Source organism: Enterocloster sp. OA13 (genome assembly GCF_022440595.1).
GTDB lineage: Bacteria > Bacillota > Clostridia > Lachnospirales > Lachnospiraceae > Enterocloster > Enterocloster hominis.
Window position 1 is genome coordinate 271827 of the sequence record NZ_JAKNTF010000001.1, and the last position, 16947, is coordinate 288773.

Consider the following 16947-nt stretch of genomic DNA (forward strand, 5'->3'; position numbering starts at 1 on the left):
ATTTTCAAAAAAGGAGGTCACGAAAAATGGCAAAACCGAAAAACCTTGAACAGCTCCGAGCCGAAAAGGAACAGGTCGAGACACAGCTTGCACAGGAACAGCACAAGCTGGAGCGTCTGGAGAACAGAAAGAAGTATCTGGAGAAAGGCGAGAGACAAAAGCGCACCCATCGTCTTTGCAATCTGGGCGGCACGATTGAGAGCCTTGCCCCGGAGGTCAAAGATCTCACACGCACCGAAATGACAGAGCTGATGGAACAAATCTTTTCTCTGTCCGAAGTTCAGCAAGCCGTCCGTCACATGGCGATTACCCACATCAGCCAAGCAAACAGAGAAAAGGAGTTGAAAGCCGATGGCACTATTTCATCTGAGCGTCACGCAGACTAAGCGAAGCACAGGACAGTCCGCTATCGCTTCTGCCGCCTACCGAGCCGGGGAGCGATTGTATAGCGAGTATTACGGCGAGTACAGCGACTACACCAGAAAGGGCGGCGTGATCTGCTCCGACATTCTCCTGCCGTCCCATGCTCCCCCGGAATTTGCAGACCGTCAGACCTTGTGGAATGCCGTGGAAAAAGCCGAGCGTGGAAAGAACGCCCAGCTTGCATACAGCTTTGACATTGCCTTGCAGAATGAATTTTCCCTTGAGGAAAACATCGCTCTTGCAAGGCAATTTTTGTTGGAGAACTTTGTGAGCCGGGGCATGGTGGTTGACTTCGCCGTACACCAGCCAGACCGTGAGGACGGCGGCATACCCAATCCACATTTTCATGTGCTTTGCCCCATCCGTCCCATCGAGCAGAACGGCAAATGGGGACTAAAGCAACGCCGGGTGTACGAACTGGACGAGGACGGCAACCGTATCCGAGACCAGAACGGAGAGTTTGTTTTCAACGCCGTTCCCACTACCGACTGGGGCAGTCCCGAAACGCTGGAACATTGGCGTGAAGCATGGGCGGAGATGTGCAATGCCAAGTTTGCGGAAAAAGGTATTGATGTTCGTATCGACCACCGCAGCTATGAACGGCAAGGCGTGGATTTACTTCCCACTATCCATGAAGGCGCAACCGTCCGGGCAATGGAGAAGAAAGGCATACGCACCGAAAAGGGCGAGTTCAACCGCTGGATCAAAGCCACCAATGCCGTTATCCGGGACATCAAGAAGAAAATCACTCTCCTGTTTGATTGGATTGCCGAAGCAAAAGCAGAGCTTGCCAAGCCGCAGACCCCCGACCTTGTTTCTCTGCTGAACGCCTACTACACCCAGCGCAAAGCCGGGGCTTATTCCCAGAAAGGCAAAATCAGCAACCTAAAGGAGATGAACGAGACTTTCAATTATCTCCGGGCAAACGGCATTTACACCCTTGAAGATTTGGAAAGCCGTGTCAGCGAACACAGTGCTGCCACAGAGAGCTTGAAGAAAACGCTGGACGAACAGACTGCCCGAATGAAAGCAATTAAGCAGCTCTATGACAGCTCCGCTGCTTTCCAGAGCTTGAAGCCTGTCTATGACGGCTTGCAGAAAATCAAGTTTGAGAAGCCCAGAGCCAAGTACAAGGCAGAGCATGAAGCGGAACTGAAACAGTTCTACGCCGCCAGACGAAAGCTGACCGGGGAGTTCCCAGACGGCAAGGTGGATATGAAAAAGCTGTCCGACGAGTATGACGAGCTGGAACAGGCGCACAACACCACCTATGGCGAGTTTAAGACCGTCAGAGACGATTTACACCGTCTTTGGAAGGTCAAGTCATGTGTAGATACTGCCGCCCGATTTAACGAGCGTACAGAGGAACAAATGCTCCAAAATCGACCCCAAACACGACACAAAAAGGAGGATATGACACGATGAAAAAATACGACTGGAAGAACGAGTACAACCCCATCCGCAGAACGGCAAAACGCCTTTTGAGCGGAGAAGCTTTGACCGATGGCAGACCGCTTTCCGACCTGATCGAGCTGGACGAACACACCCGGAAATGCCTTGCCTTTGAAGCCACCCTCACCGACCGCCAGATTGATATGTTGCAGGAGCTGGGCTATCTGCCTGTTATCATGAGACAGTACGGCGAGGAATGTGCGAACTGCCCCTACACGCTGGACGAGCGTGAGCATGGCATTTGCAGACGATGCGCTGTTTTCAAGAAGTAAGGAGGACGCCCATGCAGTACACCCAAGCACAGATCGACCGGGCAAACGCCGTCAGTCTGGAAGATTTTCTCCGCACACAGGGAGAGACGCTTATCAAAAGCGGACGGGAATACCGCTGGAAAGAACATGACAGCCTGACCGTCCGGGGAAACAAGTGGTTTCGCCACAGCCAGAGCAAGGGCGGCTATCCCATTGATTTTGTCATGGAGTTTTACGGCAAGTCCTTTCCCGAAGCTGTCCAGCTCTTAACCGGCGAAAGCGGTGAGGGACAGAGCGAAGCCAGCACAGCACCGCCCACAGCGTTTCACTTGCCCTTGCATAACAGGACAGCCGACAGAGCAATCCAATATCTCACAGAAAGCCGAGGTCTCAACAAAACGCTTGTTGAGGCTTTTCTTCTTTCCGGGGATATTTACGAGGACGCAAAGCGGCACAATGTTGTGTTTGTCGGCAGAGACCGAAGCGGTACGCCGAGATACGCCCATGTGCGAGGAACGGCAGACCCATTCAGACAGGACATTGCCGGGTCTGACAAATCCTATCCGTTCCGACACGAGGGTAATGGCAATCAGCTCTTTGTCTTTGAAGCGCCGATTGACCTGTTATCGTTTATCTGCCTTTATCCGCAGGATTGGCAGACAAGAAATTATCTTGCCCTGGGCGGCGTTTCGGGCAAAGCCCTTGACCGTTTCCTTTCTGAACGCAAGGACACCCGAAAAGTGTTCCTCTGCCTTGACAGCGACACCGCAGGAAGCGAAGCCTGTACCCGACTGGCACAGTCCATTCCCGGCAAGATCGCCGTCATGCGCCTTGTCCCGGCAAGGAAAGACTGGAACGATGTTCTCCGTCAGCAAAAGGACATTCCGAGCCACAAATTCATAGCCGAAACAATCACGCTGCGAGAGCTGCCCACCGCCCAGCCTGTTCCCATGCTCCGCATGGCAGATGTGGAGCTGACGAGCGTGGAATGGCTATGGTTTCCCTATATCCCCTTTGGAAAGTTGACCATCATACAGGGCAACCCCGGCGAGGGCAAGACCTACTTTGCCATGCGTCTTGCGGCGGCTTGCACCAACCGAAAGCCCTTACCCGGTATGGAGACACTTGAGCCTTTCAATATCATCTATCAGACCGCCGAGGACGGTCTGGGCGATACCGTTAAGCCCCGGCTGATGGAAGCTGACGCAGACCTTGAACGAGTGCTTGTTATTGATGATAGAGACACGCCGCTGACCCTTGCTGATGAGCGCATCGCAAGAGCAATCCGAGAGAACAACGCAAGGCTGGTTATCATTGACCCGATGCAGGCGTTTCTGGGCGCAGATGTGGACATGAACCGGGCAAATGAAGTCCGTCCCATCTTCCGTAGTCTGGGAGACATTGCACAGGCTACCGGATGCGCTATCGTGCTGATCGGACACCTCAACAAAGCCGCAGGAACGCAAAGCACCTACCGGGGATTAGGGTCTATCGACATTACGGCGGCAGTCCGCAGTCTGCTCTTTATCGGCAAGCTGAAGGACAGCCCCACAACAAGGGTACTTATCCATGAGAAAAGCTCCCTTGCGCCGCCCGGACAGTCCCTTGCCTTTTCTCTGGGAGACGAGAAAGGCTTTGAGTGGATAGGGGCTTATGACATTACCGCTGACGAGCTTCTTGCCGGGACGGACACCGCCAAGACCGAGAGCAAGACCGCACAGGCGCAAATGCTCATTCTGGAACTGCTTGCGGACGGAAAGCGTATGCCGAGCGCAGAACTGGAAAAGGCAGTCAATGAGCGTGGGATTTCCTCACGCACCATGAGAACGGCAAAGAGCCGTATCGGGGACAGACTTGTGACCGAGAAAGACGGCACAGCATGGGTCTGCTATCTCCGAGACTGACAACAGGAACACGGCAAGCATGGCAAAGACGGCAAGGTTTTTATAGATACCTTAATGTTGCCGCCTTGCCTTGTTCCCTCATACCGACACCGCCCGATGATGAACAGTCACCGGGCATTTTTTATTTACAGGAGGATTTTGAATGAACAATACCGCAACCAACACCGCCACTTGCCCGACTGTCAGAAAGCAGATCGGCAAGACAACCTATATCGTCCGTGTCCATTTCAGCCAGACCGCAAAAGAGACGATGGAGGACAAAATCAAGCGTCTGCTCCGTGAGGAAGTCCGCAAAATGTGACTTCTTTTTGAATTTGATGAAAAAGTCCTTGACTTTTCGTCTCTGGCAAGACGGCCAAAAGTATTCTGATCTCCTGCGGCTCCCGGCTGGCCCCCTTTGACATCCCCCAGCTTAGGGAGATCATGAGCTATGACGAGCTGGGGCTTGACCGTATCGGAGATCGGAAAACGGCGGTGTTCTTCACCATTTCCGACACCACGCCAACCTACAACTTCCTTGTGGCTCTGGCTTTTTCGCAGATGTTCAACCTGTTGTGCGAGAGGGCCGACAATGTTCATGGGGGCCGCCTGCCCCATCATGTGCGGGTGCTGTGGGACGAGGCGGCCAATACAGGGCAGGTGCCCAACCTGGAAAAGCTGGTGGCCGTTATCCGTTCCCGTGAAATATCGCTGACGCTCTTTTACCAGCAGATGGCGCAGTGCAAGGCCATTTATGACAAGCACGCGGAAACGATCATGGGAAATATGGACAGCGTGGTTTTCCTGGGTGGCAGGGAAAGCTCCACCATCAAGGAGATTTCGGAAAACTGGCTGGGAAAAGCGACGATCTCCATGCAGACGGACAGCCGCACACGGGGCCAGTCCGAAAGCTATGGACTCAACACCCAGCGTTTGGGCCGGGAGCTTTTGACCACCAGCGAGATCACCACCATGCCCGGAAATAAGTGCCTGTTACAGCTTCGGGGCCTGCCCCCGTTCTATTCCCCAAAGTACGACTTGAAGCAGCACCCCAACTACAAATATACGGCTGAGGCCGATAAAGTGAAAAACGCCTTTTCCCTCGATCAGCTCATCAACCGCCGCAGGCGGCCTGGGCTGAATGAGGCTTGTGAGGTGTACGAGGCAGACGGGACAGACACAGGGCCCATAGGCGAGGACGAGGACATCCTCAACTATGACGATGTGGATGACCCGGACGCCTATGTATAAATCCCACTTCTGGACAAAGTGTCCAGAGGTCGTAACCTGCCGCCAGAAATGGCGGCTTTTTTCATAGCCGGGGGCTCCCCCGGAGAAATGGAGGCTCTATGCAGTTTTTTTCTTCCGCGATTGATACTTTGCAGACCCTTGTTGTTGCCCTCGGCGCTGGTCTTGGCGTGTGGGGCGTTGTCAATCTGCTGGAGGGCTATGGATCGGATAATCCTGGCTCAAAAAGCCAGGGCATGAAGCAGCTCATGGCGGGCGGCGGCATCATCCTGCTGGGCACCACCTTGATCCCCCTGCTGTCCGGGCTGTTTTAAGGTAACGGCTTATGGATTTTCTCACCGACTGGCTCACAAACTGGCTCAAAGAGCTGCTGATTGGCGGGATCATGGGCAACCTGGAGGGGCTCACCGATTACGTCAACGCCCAGGTCGGGGAGATTGCGGTACAAGTGGGGACTACCCCGGCGGCTTGGAACGCCGGGGTTTTCTCCCTTATACGCCAGCTTTCCGAAACGGTGATCTTGCCGATTGCCGGTCTGGTGCTGACCTTTGTTGCCACCTATGAGCTGATACAGATGCTTTTGGAAAAGAACAATATGCACGAGTTTGATGTGGCGAATATCTATAAATGGATGTTCAAAACGGCTTGTGCCATTCTCATCCTGTCCAACACCTTTAATATCGTTATGGCGGTGTTCGATGTGTCGCAGTCCGTGATCGCCCAGGCGGGCGGGCTCATCCAGGGCTCCACGGACATCACGCCGGATATGATGGCGGAGCTGGAAACCACCCTGGAGGGCATGGACTTGGGGCCGCTTCTCGGCCTGTGGCTCCAATCCTCTATTATCGGTGTGACCATGTGGGCGCTGGGCATTGTCATTTTTGTACTGGTCTATGGCAGGATGTTGGAAATCTATTTGCTGACCAGCTTGGCCCCCATCCCTATGGCTACCCTGGCCCACCGGGAGGTGGGGCAGACGGGCCAGAATTATCTGCGTTCCCTGTTCGCCGTGGGCTTTCAAGGGATGCTCATTCTGGTATGTGTTGCCATCTATGCGGTGCTCGTCCAAGGGATCGTCACCAGCGGAGATCCCATTGGGGCGATTTGGGGCATTGTGGGCTACACAGTTTTGCTCTGCTTTATGCTGTTTAAGACGGGCGGCATCGCCCAGCGCATCTTCGGGGCGCATTGAGAGGAGGCGCTTCAATGGAAAAAACGACATTCGATACCTCTGGACAAAGTGTCCAGAAGTCCCCGGAGGGCCTGTTCCTGCAAGACGGCATCGCGGGGCTGCGCTCTCTGCCCCGTCATTCGGTGGATATGCTTTTGACCGATCCGCCCTATGGCACCACCCGGAACTTTTGGGATGTGCCGCTGCCCCTCCCGGAGCTGTGGGAGGCGGTGAAATGGGCCGTCAAGCCGGAGGGGGCGGTGCTGTTCTTCGCACAGTGCCCCTATGATAAGGTGCTGGGGGCTTCCAACCTCCCCATGCTCCGCTATGAATGGGTGTGGTACAAGAGCCGGTGCACAGGTTTCCTCAACGCGAGGCGGGCCCCGCTGAAAAAGACGGAGAATATTCTGGTGTTCTATCAGAAACTTCCGCTTTATAACCCGCAGTTTGAACAAGGTAAGCCCTACAAGAAAATCGCGGGCAACCGTGGGGACAGCACCAACTACGGAAAGTTCATCCGCTCCGGCAGCGGATCGGAGGACGGCCTGCGCTTTCCCGGAAATGTGCTGGCCTTTCCCACCGTCCAGCGCACCGTCCATCCCACGCAAAAGCCTGTGGCGCTGAGCGAGTATTTCATCAAGACCTATACCCGGCCCGGCGAGGTGGTGGCGGACATCTGCGCTGGCTCTGGCACAACGGCAGTGGCTGCCCTCAACACAGGCCGCCGCTTTATTTGTTTTGAAACTGTCCCGGCCTACTACGCTGCCGCCAGTGAGCGCATCCGTGCGGCGCGGGCAGCGGTGGAGGCTGGGGAGAAAGGAGTTTAACTATCGGACGCTATTCTATCATTTATGCCGATCCCCCCTGGCGCTACACAGCGAAAAAGGTACAGGGGGCGGCGGAAAACCATTACCCCACCATGAGCATATCGGAGCTATGCGCGTTGCCTGTGGCCGACCTTGCGGCCAAGGACAGCGCGCTTTTTTTGTGGGCCACATTCCCGCAGCTCCCGGAGGCCCTGCGGCTGATCCAGGCGTGGGGCTTCACTTATAAAAGCGTGGCTTTCGTCTGGCTCAAACAAAACCGCAAGTCCCCCGGCTGGTTTTACGGCCTGGGCTTTTGGACACGGGGCAACGCGGAGGTCTGCCTGCTGGCGACACGGGGACACCCCAAACGGCAGGCGGCAAATGTCCATCAGTTTATCATTTCCCCTGTTCGGGAGCACAGCCGCAAGCCGGAGGAGGCCCGTGAAAAGATCGTGGCCCTTATGGGCGACTTACCCAGGGTGGAGCTGTTCGCAAGACAGTCCCCGCCCGGCTGGGACGTGTGGGGAAATGAGGTGGAGCCCACGATCCCGGACTTCTGGACAAAGTGTCCAGAGGAGGCAGATCAAAAGGAGGGCTTGTGAGCGGGCTCACTTTGGGGAGCCTGTTTGACGGGATCGGGGTTTTCCCCCTGGCGGCGTCGCGGTGCGACATCCGCCCCCTGTGGGCAAGCGAGATCGAGGCCGCCCCTATCTCTATCACCCGGCGGCACTTCCCGGATATGGCCCACCTGGGGGACATCACCAAACTGGACGGCGGGGCCATCCCTCCCGTCCATGTGCTGACCTTTGGCTCCCCCTGTCAAAATCTTTCACAGATCGGCAGGCGTGAGGGGCTGGACGGCACCAAATCCGGCCTGTTTTTTCACGCCATCCGTATCATTCAAGAAATGAGAAAGGCCACCAATGATCTATATCCAGTTATCTCTGTTTGGGAAAACGTCATGGGAGCGTTTTCTTCAAATGACCGGATGGACTTTAGAGCCGTCCTATCCGCTTTCACAGACACCGAAATTTCAATGCCTGCTTCGGGAAGATGGGCAAACGCCGGAATGGTGCGAGGGGGATGCCCCGATCTCGCATGGCGGCTCCTGGATGCCCAGCATTGGGCAAGGCCCCGGCTGGCCCGACGCCAGCGCGTCTTTCTTGTGGCAGACTTTGGAGGGCGGCGTGCTCCCGAAATATTGTTTAAGCCCCGCCCAATGCTCCCACTTCCTGCGCCTTGCACAGCGGGCGGGCTGCCCGCCCCCGGCGGAGATCGAGGCCCTGTTCTTGAAACAGGGGGGCGCGTACCCGTCACCAGACCCTTTCAAGGGTTCCGTATGCGGGGAGCCGCCAAGGAGGGGGAACAAACAGCGTTCCAAAACAGTTTCGGATTTCCAACTGACCCTTTTCCCACTCTGTTAGCCGGTACGGTGACACCGTTCGCTTTTTGGTACGAGGACGATCCGGCAGGCGGCTGTATTCGTTTCCCTACGGAATTGGAATGTGAGCGGCTGATGGGCTTGCCGGAGGGGTGGACGAAGTACGGGGCTGACGGCAGGGAGATCAGCGCGTCCCAGCGGTACAAGGCCCTGGGCAACGCCATCGCCCTGCCCTGCGCGGAGTATATCATGGCGGGGATCGCGGAGGCCCTGCGTTAAAACTGCCTGGGCTTCTGGACAAAGTGTCCAGAAGTGGCCGGGCCGGAAAGGAGTGATCAAAATTCCCTATGTGAATGTTCCCAACGATCTGTCAAAGGTCAAAACCAAACTTGCCTTTAATCTGACGAAACGCCAGCTTGTGTGCTTCGGGATCGCGGCGGCGGTGGGCGTCCCGTCCTATCTGTTGGCCCGGAGCTCCATCGGCAACACCGGGGCCATGTTCCTTATGATGGCGGTGGCGCTCCCCGCATTTTTGCTGGCTATGTATGAGAAAGACGGGCTCCCGCTGGAAAAGGTGGTGCGAAACATCATCCGGGCCCGTTTCCTGCGGCCTGGGGTGAGGCCCTACCGAACAGAAAACATTTACGCCCCGTTCACCCATCGGGGCGCTGCGGGAAAGGAGGATGCGATTGCAGAAAGCAAAAAATCAAAAGCGCGGCCCCGGAAAGGCCGCTGACCGGAAAGCTGCGTTGTCTGCCCAGCAGACGATCCCTTATCTGGTGATGCACCCGGACGGGGTGTGCCAGCTCCCCGGCGGGCTCTATACAAAGACGGTGGAATATGAGGACATCAACTATTCCGTGGCAAGCACCGAGGATCAGACGGCGATTTTCGGCGGCTGGAGTTCGTTCCTCAATTACTTTGACACCTCTTTGCCGTTCCAGCTCTCCTTTATCAACCGCCGCTCCCGTTCCCGGAACAAATACCGGGTGAACATCCCCCAGGCCCAGGATGACTTCAACAGCGTCCGGGCCGAATTTACCGGGATGCTAAAAAACCAGATTGCCCGGTCAAACAACGGGATCGAGCGGTCAAAATATATCACCTTTGGGCTCCCCGCCGATGGGATCGGGGAGGCCCGGCCCCGGCTGGAGCGTGTGGAGGCCGATGTGACAGGCAATCTCAAACGGCTGGGGGTACCTTCGGAGCCCCTGGACGGGCGGTCACGGCTGGCCCTGCTCCACAGCCAGATGCACCCCGGCAGCCGGGAGCCGTTCCGCTTCTCCTGGCAGGACATTCCCAAAACAGGGCTGGGTACCAAAGACTATATCGCCCCGGACAGCTTCGACTTTAGGCAGTCCCGCCTGTTCCGGGTGGGCCAGTATTGGGGCGCGGCTTCCTATTTGCAGATCATGGCTTCGGAGCTCTCCGATAAGCTCCTGGCGGAAATCCTGGAGCTGGACGCAGAGCTGACCGTGACCATGCACATCCAGACGGTGGATCAGCTCAAGGCCATTAAAACGGTAAAAGGCAAGCTGTCCGACATTGGAAAAATGAAGGTGGAGGAACAGCGCAAGGCGGTGCGGGCCGGGTATGATCCCGACATCCTGCCCCCCGACCTCATTACCTTTTCCAAAGACGCGGCGGAGCTGCTGGCCGACCTGCAATCCCGCAACGAGCGGATGTTTCTGCTGACTTTTACGGTGGTGAACATCGCCCCCACCCGCCAGCGGCTGGAAAATGATATTTTCACGGTGGGCGGCATCGCGCAGAAATACAACTGTGCCCTAAAGCGTCTGGACTGGCAGCAGGAGCAGGGCTTTGTGTCCTCCCTGGCCCTGGGCTATAACGAGGTGGAAATCCAGCGGGGCATGACGACCAGCTCCACGGCGATTTTCATTCCCTTTATGACCAGGGAGCTGCGGATGGCGGGGCCGTCCCTCTACTACGGGATGAACGCCCTTTCCCACAATGTCATCATGGCTGACCGGAAAAAGCTGAAATCGGCCAACGGCCTGTACCTGGGCTCTACCGGATCGGGAAAATCCTTTGCGGCAAAAAGGGAGCTCCTAAACGTGTTCCTCACCATCCCCCAGGACAGAATTTTGATCGTCGATCCAATGGGCGAGTATGCCCCGCTGGTGCGGCGGCTGGGCGGGCAAGTCATTGAGATCGCCCCCGGTTCTCCCAACCATATCAACCCTATGGACATTCGGCTGGATATGGATGAGGACGAGAGCCCGCTTTCAATGAAAGCGGATTTTTTGTTGTCCCTGTGCGAGCTGGTGGTGGGCGGCAAGGATGGTTTACAGCCTATCGAAAAGACGGTGATCGACCGCTGTGTGCGGCTCATCTACCGGGATATGGCCCTGGGGATCGGGGACGGCAAGCCGCCCTTGCTCCAGGACTTGTATGAGGAGCTTCTGAAACAGCCGGAGCCGGAGGCCCGGCGGGTGGCAACCGCCCTGGAGCTCTACTGCACCGGCTCCCTCAACCTGTTCAACCACCCGACCAATGTGGACTTGACCGCCCGCGTGGTGTGCATCGTCCTCAAAGGGCTGGGGGAAAACCTGCGGAAGATCGCCATGCACATCACCAACGATTTTGTCACTTCGGCGGTCAACGTGAATTTCCACAACGGCATTTCGACCTGGTGCTACTTTGACGAGTTTCACATTTTGCTCCGGGATGCCCTCACCGCCAGCTACTTTGTGGCCGTGTGGAAGATGCTCCGCAAAAAGGGCTGCGTCCCCAGCGCACTTACGCAGAATGTGAAAGACCTGTTAGCCAGCCGGGAGATCGAGGCCATTTTGGACAACACCGACTTTATGATCCTGTTGGCCCAGGCCCAAAGTGACCGGGCGATCCTGGCAAAGCAGCTCGGCATTTCCGAGCACCAGCTTTCCTATATCACCCACAGCAATTCCGGCGAGGGCCTGCTGTTCTATGGGGATGTGACCATCCCCTTTGTTGACCGTTTCCCCAAAGGGGAGATTTACAACCTGCTCACCACCCGCCCGGAGGATTTGAAGAATGAAGCGAAAACCGAATAGGCCAAAACAAGAGCCAATGGAACGCCCAGGCTCCTGGGAGAGCACCGCCGATCCTGGCGAGGCCGCTGGGGGCGGCTCCCCAGGTGATGCTGGGGCTGCGGACAGCGGCACCTCTGGACAAAGTGTCCAGAAGTCAAAATTTCGGCAAAAGAGCCAGCAGGAACAGGCCGCCGCGTCCAAGCTCCGTATGGAAAAGCGCGGGGAAAAGCTGGAGGCGGCCAAAGATAAGCTGGCAAAGCAGAAGCCACCCAAAAAGCCCGGCCCGGTGAGGCGGGTGGGCCGGGCCGCTGGCGGTACGGTTCACGGCTTCGTGCATGGCAAGCTCTTTGAGGTGGAACAGGAGAATGTGGGCACCGAGGGAGCCCACCGTTCCGAGCTGGCGGGTGAAACCGCCCTGCGGCATGGCTCCCGCTTCGTCAAGAAGAAAATCCGGGAACACCCGGCAAAGGCTGTCCAGCGGGCGGAGTCCAAATATATCAAGGCTGCGGCGGATCATCAGTTCCGCGTGGCGGCCCAGGAGCACCCGGAGCTGGAGAAAAATGCCTGGAAACGGTTTTGGCAGAAACGGCAATACCGCAAGCAGGCACGGCAGACCGCCAGGGCTGGGGCGGCAAAGGCGGCAAAACAGACTGCCGCCGCCACGGAAAGAGCCGGAGCCCAGGCGGTGGGCTTCATCAAGCGGCATCCCGTGGGGGTGCTCCTGGCCCTGGCCTGTGTGCTCCTGCTCTTTATCATGCAGTCCTGTTCGTCCTCCCTGGTGATGTTTGGCAACTCCGGCGCGGGGGCCGTGGGCGCTACCACCTATCCATCAAAGGATGAGGACATCCTGGGGGCTGAGGCCGCCTATGCGGATATGGAGGCGGAGCTGCAAAACTACCTGGACACCTACGAAAGCACCCACGACTATGACGAATACCATTTTGACCTGGACGGGATTGAACACGATCCCTATGTGCTCATCTCCATCCTCTCTGTGCTTCACGAGGGGGAATGGACGCTTGCCCAGGTACAGGGCACCCTGGAAATGCTCTTTGACCGCCAATACATTCTCACCGAGGATGTGGTGGTGGAGGTGCGCTACCGGACGGAAACCCGCACAGACAGCGAGGGCAACGATTATGAGGTGGAAGTCCCGTATAACTGGTATATCTGCTATGTGACGCTGGAAAACAAAAACCTTTCCCATCTCCCCCTGGAGCTTATGGGCGAGGAGGAGCTGGCCCGGTATGCCCTCTATATGTCCAGCCTGGGCAACCGGCCCGACCTGTTCCCGGAGTCCGGGTATGTGGACAAATACACGAAACCGCCCGCCGACTACGATGTGCCGGAGGAATATCTGGACGATGAAACCTTTGCGGCTATCTTGGGCGAGGCGGAAAAGTACCTGGGTTATCCCTATGTGTGGGGCGGCAGCTCCCCCGCCACTTCCTTTGACTGCTCCGGCTTCGTATCCTGGGTGATCAATCACTCCGGCTGGGATGTGGGCCGCCTGGGGGCCCAGGGGCTCTACAACATCTGCACCCCCACCAGCGCGCCCCGCCCCGGCGATCTGGTCTTTTTTGAGGGTACCTATGATACAAGCGGCGTTTCCCACTGTGGTATCTATGTGGGGGACGGGATGATGATCCATGCGGGCGATCCCATCAGCTACGCGAATTTGAATACAAGCTACTGGCAGTCCCATTTCTACGCCTACGGGCGTTTACCATGATTGGAGGTACTCTATGGCGGCAAGCAAAAGCCAAAAAATCCAGGCCGAGATCGAAAAGGTCAAGGCCAAAATCAACGAGCAGCAGGCCCGGCTCAAGGAGCTGGAGAAAAACAAGCTGGAGGCGGAAAACAGCGAGATCGTGGACATCGTGCGGGGTCTGAGCATTTCCCTGGAGGAGCTGCCCCTGGTGCTTCAGCAGCTCCGGGAGGGTACTTCTGGACAAAGTGTCCAGAAGTCGGGGCCTATGGAAAAGGAGGAAAATTGAATATGAAACGATGGAAGTCTTTGACGGCGGCGCTTTGCGCCGCTGTTCTTTTATGCGGATTCAGCACCACCGCCTATGCTGGGGGCGGCGAGTATGAGGACTACGGCGATCCCACAATGGAAACCCTGGCCCCGGAGCCGGAGCCTACCATAGAGCCCGGCCAGGGCTTTTCGGAGGAGGGCGGTTTTGTGACCCGCGACCTGCTCTATGACGAAAACACCAACAAGCAGTTTATCACCGTCCAGACCAGCGGCGGGGCTACATTTTATTTCGTCATTGACTACGACAAGCCCGTGGACGAGGAGGGCGAACAGTACGAAACCTATTTTCTGAATGTGGTGGACGAAGCCGACCTGCTGGCCGCAGCCGAGGCCGCTGGCGTGGAACAGGCGGTGTGCTCCTGCTCTGAAAAATGCGAGGTGGGGGCTGTCAATACAGAGTGCGCCGTCTGCTCTGTCAATATGGGAAAATGCGTGGGCGTCGCCCCGGAGCCTGCGGAAACTGAGGAGCCTGCGGAGGAGCCGGAAACAGGCGGCAGCATGGGGAGGCTCCTTCTCATCCTGGCAGTGGCTGGGATCGGCGGCGGGGCCGCGTTCTATTTCAAGGTGATCCGGCCCAAACAGCAGCAGGCCGCCGAGCCGGAGGAGGACTACGGCGAGGAGGACTATGAGGACGACGGCCCGCCCTGGGACGAGGACGAAAACAGCGAGGAGGATGAGGAATGAACTTTACCAATAACCCCTATGAAAAAATGATGAAACAGAAGCCCCGGCCTCTGGCCCCCTCCATCCCCAAAGCGCCCAAAGGCTCCCGTTGCTCCGGGTGCCCCTACTGGCGGGGGATCAGCTGCGTGTCCTGCTACCGGGAGCTTTTGAAAACCCCTGCCGGGAGGTGATGGGGTGGCCCGTGAACTGACCCGCGAGGAAAAAAGGAAAATCCGCGCCCTGGTGGTGAAGTGGTGCGCCAACTATAACAAGGAATATGGATGCCTGCCCCTGGAGTGCGAATGTTATATGTTCGGCAAATGCTGGACGGGGGCCTATTGCCGTTATTTCCGGGAGGCTGTCCTGCCCCTTGATCCGGCGCTGGAGGCGGCGCTCTTGACCGAGGGCCCGCCCCCGGTTTTCAAACCCTGCCCCATCTGCGGCGGGGCTGTCCCCGTGGATGGGCGCATGGCCTACTGCTCCGAGGTTTGCGCCCGGATCGCCCTGCGGCGGCAAAAGCGGGAGTATATGCGGAAAAAGCGGAGGTGATGTGTGGAAAATTAGGCCCCGGAAAACCCGCTGATCACAAGGCTTTCCGGGGCCGGTTTTGGGGTGGGCCGTATGTTTCTTTGGCCTACCCCCGTTTTAGCCAAATGCTTTCCACATCCCCACGCTGTCACTTCTGGACACTTTGTCCAGAGGTGGCGGCCTATTTGATTATGACAAGGAGGCGGTATTCTGGAAGAAAATCAAGGCTATGTGATACGCCACACGATCCTGTTTGACAACAAATGTGGCTTTGTGCTGGGGGAAAACCCCAAGGCTCCAAACCCCTATGTAACATGGCAATTCAACGAGCAGGACGGGCACCGGGACTTCTTTTGGGGCCACTATCACAACGAGCCGGATATGGCAGAACGGGATTTTCACAATCGGGCTGAGGACTATCAGCGGCGCTATCATGTGTTTGAGGTAGAGCAGGCCCCGGACAAGGAAACCTACAAATACTACTCCACCCAGCGGCCCATCGACATCGGCACCTACCCGAACAGCTACTTTAACCGTCCTGTCCACATGGATTTATATTTCACCCGCCTGGAAGTGACGGGTGAGGCGTTCCAGGCGTGTGGTGCCATCACCTATGCCCAGCCGCTGACTGAGCGGGAAATGCAGGATTATGAACTGCGGCCCTCCCGTGAAAATCTGGACATCCGGCGGCAGATGGATGCCCAGGCCCAGGTGGTAGGCAAATGGGAGGACGCCCACCATGTCCCGGAACAAAGGCGGCTGACCTGGTTTTATCCCGACTTTGGCAGCTATGTGGCGAAAGAGTATGTCACCCCGGAGCAGCTTACCGCCCGCGCCCGTGGGGTGGAGCGTCAAGTAGCAGCTAAGGCCCACAAACAGGCGAAAGAAAAACAGCCGATTGCCGAACAAATCAAGGCCGCCCAGCGGGAGGCCCTGGAGCACCGGGAGCCGGAGGCTCCAAAAAAGAAAGCCCCCGATAGGGGCGAGCGTTAGGAGGTATGTGTATGGAAAAACAGAGGGAACAGGATCGGGCCGACCTGGAAATGAAAAGGCTGTGCGGCGTGTTTGGCTCCCCCCAGCCCCCGGAGGAGGAAAAGCCGCTGGACAAGGTAAAGGAGCCGCCCCGCCCCTATCGGAGCCGGGAGCGCGAGGAACGGTGAGCCAGAAAAAGCGCCGCCGCCCTGTCCATCTTCATGTGATGGTGTCCGAGGAGGAGCTGGCGCTGATCCGGGAGCGCATGGCCGAGGCGGGTGTCCGTAACCTGGGGGCCTATGTGCGGAAAATGGCGCTCAACGGCTATGTGCTCCATGTTGACCTTTCGCCCGTCCGGGAGTTGGTATCACTCCAGCGGCGGTGCTCCAACAATCTAAACCAGGTGGCGATCCAGGCGAACACCTACGGCGGCATTTACCCGGAGGAGATCAAGGCCCTCCAGCGGGACTATGAAACCCTGTGGGAGCCGCTGTCCGACCTGCTCAAAAAGCTGTCGGCGGTGGTGGAGCTTTAACCCTTGCCGGGGAGCGCAACGCTCCCCGGCTGCCCCGGCTTCTGGACACTTTGCCCAGAGGTGGGGGCAGCCGGAGTCATCCTTGTTGGCCCCCTCTTACTGAGTTATAATATACATATAGAGGCAAATAGCAAACTTTTGTAGGAGGTATGAACCATGCGTATCATTTTGAAAATCATCGCGGCCCCCTTTGTTCTGGCGCTGATCCTCGCTGTGGCGGTGCTCTCGTTCCTCTCCTGCATCGCAGGGGCGCTCTGCTGGCTGGCGTGTACGGTTTTCGTTCTGCTGGCGGCCTGCGGTTTTTTCGCAGGGCTGCATACCGGGTGTATTGCCATGCTGGTGCTGGCGTTTTTGGTTTCCCCCTTTGGGCTCCCGGCCATCGGGGAGTGGCTGCTGGAGCGCCTGTATGGGGTGAAATACGCTTTGCAGGATTTTATGTTTAGCTGATGACCTCTGGACACTTTGTCCAGAAGTGCCGGGCGGCGGGGATTTTCCCGTCGCCCGCTTTTCGTCTATCTGGAGGAGGTGAGCCTACGGCCACAACACGCTTGATCACCCACCATA

Annotated in this window: 21 protein-coding genes and 2 pseudogenes; all 23 read left to right on the forward strand. The window is 57.2% G+C overall.

Features of this window, described 5'->3' with window-relative positions; all coding sequences use genetic code 11:
• Positions 1 to 26 precede the first annotated feature (26 nt).
• The 23 genes and pseudogenes from MCJ35_RS01200 to MCJ35_RS01305 all read left to right on the forward strand — a co-directional run bounded on the left by MCJ35_RS01200 (position 27) and on the right by MCJ35_RS01305 (position 16830).
• A complete protein-coding gene (locus MCJ35_RS01200) occupies positions 27 to 386 on the forward strand; it encodes a DUF3847 domain-containing protein (RefSeq protein WP_025483370.1) in 360 nt (119 codons plus the stop codon).
• Positions 352 to 1848, forward strand: coding sequence for a MobQ family relaxase (gene mobQ, locus MCJ35_RS01205; protein ID WP_025483369.1), 1497 nt, complete (start codon positions 352 to 354; stop codon positions 1846 to 1848). Before MCJ35_RS01200 ends, mobQ begins: the two co-directional genes overlap by 35 nt.
• Complete coding sequence (locus MCJ35_RS01210) at positions 1845 to 2147, forward strand: hypothetical protein (protein ID WP_024729653.1); 303 nt, start codon at positions 1845 to 1847, stop codon at positions 2145 to 2147. The genes mobQ and MCJ35_RS01210 overlap by 4 nt, the downstream gene beginning before the upstream one ends.
• A gap of 11 nt (positions 2148 to 2158) precedes the next feature.
• Positions 2159 to 4030, forward strand: a complete 1872-nt coding sequence (locus tag MCJ35_RS01215) for an AAA family ATPase (protein ID WP_025483368.1) — start codon at positions 2159 to 2161, stop codon at positions 4028 to 4030.
• Between the two features lie 142 nt (positions 4031 to 4172).
• Positions 4173 to 4331 carry a transposon-encoded TnpW family protein gene (locus MCJ35_RS01220; RefSeq protein ID WP_006428300.1) on the forward strand — a complete coding sequence of 53 codons (159 nt, stop codon included), beginning with the start codon at positions 4173 to 4175 and terminating at the stop codon, positions 4329 to 4331.
• A 41-nt stretch (positions 4332 to 4372) separates the two neighbouring features.
• Positions 4373 to 5260: pseudogene (locus tag MCJ35_RS01225) on the forward strand (VirD4-like conjugal transfer protein, CD1115 family); the annotation flags it as partial.
• Positions 5261 to 5358: 98 nt separating this feature from the next.
• Positions 5359 to 5571, forward strand: coding sequence for a Maff2 family protein (locus MCJ35_RS01230; RefSeq protein WP_002578752.1), 213 nt, complete (start codon positions 5359 to 5361; stop codon positions 5569 to 5571).
• Positions 5572 to 5582: 11 nt separating this feature from the next.
• On the forward strand, positions 5583 to 6449 hold the full coding sequence (locus MCJ35_RS01235) for a VirB6/TrbL-like conjugal transfer protein, CD1112 family (RefSeq protein ID WP_025483366.1): 867 nt from the start codon (positions 5583 to 5585) through the stop codon (positions 6447 to 6449).
• 14 nt (positions 6450 to 6463) lie between these two features.
• Positions 6464 to 7255: a DNA-methyltransferase gene (locus tag MCJ35_RS01240; protein WP_025483365.1), complete on the forward strand. Its 792-nt coding sequence runs from the start codon at positions 6464 to 6466 to the stop codon at positions 7253 to 7255.
• Between the two features lie 2 nt (positions 7256 to 7257).
• Positions 7258 to 7836 carry an MT-A70 family methyltransferase gene (locus MCJ35_RS01245; protein ID WP_081739064.1) on the forward strand — a complete coding sequence of 193 codons (579 nt, stop codon included), beginning with the start codon at positions 7258 to 7260 and terminating at the stop codon, positions 7834 to 7836.
• Positions 7833 to 8387 (forward strand): annotated as a pseudogene (locus tag MCJ35_RS32480) (DNA cytosine methyltransferase); the annotation flags it as partial. The gene MCJ35_RS01245 and the pseudogene MCJ35_RS32480, both read left to right, overlap by 4 nt.
• Positions 8388 to 8666: 279 nt before the next feature.
• Positions 8667 to 8894, forward strand: a complete 228-nt coding sequence (locus tag MCJ35_RS32485; protein WP_331515856.1) for a DNA cytosine methyltransferase — start codon at positions 8667 to 8669, stop codon at positions 8892 to 8894.
• A gap of 61 nt (positions 8895 to 8955) precedes the next feature.
• Positions 8956 to 9351 (forward strand): PrgI family protein, encoded by a 396-nt coding sequence (locus tag MCJ35_RS01255; RefSeq protein WP_025483362.1) that lies wholly within the window; start codon positions 8956 to 8958, stop codon positions 9349 to 9351.
• A complete protein-coding gene (locus tag MCJ35_RS01260; protein WP_369522177.1) occupies positions 9299 to 11668 on the forward strand; it encodes a VirB4-like conjugal transfer ATPase, CD1110 family in 2370 nt (789 codons plus the stop codon). The genes MCJ35_RS01255 and MCJ35_RS01260 overlap by 53 nt, the downstream gene beginning before the upstream one ends.
• Positions 11649 to 13379 (forward strand): C40 family peptidase, encoded by a 1731-nt coding sequence (locus MCJ35_RS01265; RefSeq protein ID WP_025483359.1) that lies wholly within the window; start codon positions 11649 to 11651, stop codon positions 13377 to 13379. The genes MCJ35_RS01260 and MCJ35_RS01265 overlap by 20 nt, the downstream gene beginning before the upstream one ends.
• Before the next feature lie 13 nt (positions 13380 to 13392).
• Positions 13393 to 13644, forward strand: coding sequence for a DUF4315 family protein (locus tag MCJ35_RS01270; protein WP_025483358.1), 252 nt, complete (start codon positions 13393 to 13395; stop codon positions 13642 to 13644).
• A 2-nt stretch (positions 13645 to 13646) separates the two neighbouring features.
• Positions 13647 to 14369, forward strand: a complete 723-nt coding sequence (locus MCJ35_RS01275) for a DUF4366 domain-containing protein (protein ID WP_025483356.1) — start codon at positions 13647 to 13649, stop codon at positions 14367 to 14369.
• The gene (locus MCJ35_RS01280; protein WP_166460027.1) at positions 14366 to 14539 is read left to right on the forward strand and encodes a hypothetical protein; all 174 of its coding nucleotides are present in this window, start codon (positions 14366 to 14368) and stop codon (positions 14537 to 14539) included. The genes MCJ35_RS01275 and MCJ35_RS01280 overlap by 4 nt, the downstream gene beginning before the upstream one ends.
• A gap of 4 nt (positions 14540 to 14543) precedes the next feature.
• Positions 14544 to 14897, forward strand: coding sequence for a cysteine-rich VLP domain-containing protein (locus tag MCJ35_RS01285; protein WP_025483355.1), 354 nt, complete (start codon positions 14544 to 14546; stop codon positions 14895 to 14897).
• Positions 14898 to 15107: 210 nt separating this feature from the next.
• The gene (locus tag MCJ35_RS01290) at positions 15108 to 15869 is read left to right on the forward strand and encodes a defense against restriction DarA-related protein (protein ID WP_051400576.1); all 762 of its coding nucleotides are present in this window, start codon (positions 15108 to 15110) and stop codon (positions 15867 to 15869) included.
• An 11-nt stretch (positions 15870 to 15880) separates the two neighbouring features.
• Entirely contained in the window at positions 15881 to 16036 is a 156-nt protein-coding gene (locus MCJ35_RS01295) for a hypothetical protein (protein ID WP_015563773.1), read from the forward strand.
• On the forward strand, positions 16033 to 16383 hold the full coding sequence (locus tag MCJ35_RS01300) for a plasmid mobilization protein (protein ID WP_002578766.1): 351 nt from the start codon (positions 16033 to 16035) through the stop codon (positions 16381 to 16383). Before MCJ35_RS01295 ends, MCJ35_RS01300 begins: the two co-directional genes overlap by 4 nt.
• Positions 16384 to 16539: 156 nt before the next feature.
• Positions 16540 to 16830: a CD1845 family protein gene (locus MCJ35_RS01305; protein ID WP_015563774.1), complete on the forward strand. Its 291-nt coding sequence runs from the start codon at positions 16540 to 16542 to the stop codon at positions 16828 to 16830.
• Positions 16831 to 16947 lie beyond the last annotated feature (117 nt).

What these genes read in the sequence shown, in the direction of transcription:
- MCJ35_RS01280 (WP_166460027.1), top strand. Translation starts at nt 14,366, where the DNA reads ATGAACTTTACCAATAACCCCTATGAAAAAATGATGAAACAGAAGCCC.
- MCJ35_RS01275 (WP_025483356.1), top strand. Translation starts at nt 13,647, where the DNA reads ATGAAACGATGGAAGTCTTTGACGGCGGCGCTTTGCGCCGCTGTTCTT.
- mobQ (WP_025483369.1), top strand. Translation starts at nt 352, where the DNA reads ATGGCACTATTTCATCTGAGCGTCACGCAGACTAAGCGAAGCACAGGA.
- MCJ35_RS01215 (WP_025483368.1), top strand. Translation starts at nt 2,159, where the DNA reads ATGCAGTACACCCAAGCACAGATCGACCGGGCAAACGCCGTCAGTCTG.
- MCJ35_RS01240 (WP_025483365.1), top strand. Translation starts at nt 6,464, where the DNA reads ATGGAAAAAACGACATTCGATACCTCTGGACAAAGTGTCCAGAAGTCC.
- MCJ35_RS01220 (WP_006428300.1), top strand. Translation starts at nt 4,173, where the DNA reads ATGAACAATACCGCAACCAACACCGCCACTTGCCCGACTGTCAGAAAG.
- MCJ35_RS01305 (WP_015563774.1), top strand. Translation starts at nt 16,540, where the DNA reads ATGCGTATCATTTTGAAAATCATCGCGGCCCCCTTTGTTCTGGCGCTG.
- MCJ35_RS01295 (WP_015563773.1), top strand. Translation starts at nt 15,881, where the DNA reads ATGGAAAAACAGAGGGAACAGGATCGGGCCGACCTGGAAATGAAAAGG.
- MCJ35_RS01230 (WP_002578752.1), top strand. Translation starts at nt 5,359, where the DNA reads ATGCAGTTTTTTTCTTCCGCGATTGATACTTTGCAGACCCTTGTTGTT.
- MCJ35_RS01235 (WP_025483366.1), top strand. Translation starts at nt 5,583, where the DNA reads ATGGATTTTCTCACCGACTGGCTCACAAACTGGCTCAAAGAGCTGCTG.
- MCJ35_RS01210 (WP_024729653.1), top strand. Translation starts at nt 1,845, where the DNA reads ATGAAAAAATACGACTGGAAGAACGAGTACAACCCCATCCGCAGAACG.
- MCJ35_RS01260 (WP_369522177.1), top strand. Translation starts at nt 9,299, where the DNA reads ATGCGATTGCAGAAAGCAAAAAATCAAAAGCGCGGCCCCGGAAAGGCC.
- MCJ35_RS01270 (WP_025483358.1), top strand. Translation starts at nt 13,393, where the DNA reads ATGGCGGCAAGCAAAAGCCAAAAAATCCAGGCCGAGATCGAAAAGGTC.
- MCJ35_RS01200 (WP_025483370.1), top strand. Translation starts at nt 27, where the DNA reads ATGGCAAAACCGAAAAACCTTGAACAGCTCCGAGCCGAAAAGGAACAG.
- MCJ35_RS01265 (WP_025483359.1), top strand. Translation starts at nt 11,649, where the DNA reads ATGAAGCGAAAACCGAATAGGCCAAAACAAGAGCCAATGGAACGCCCA.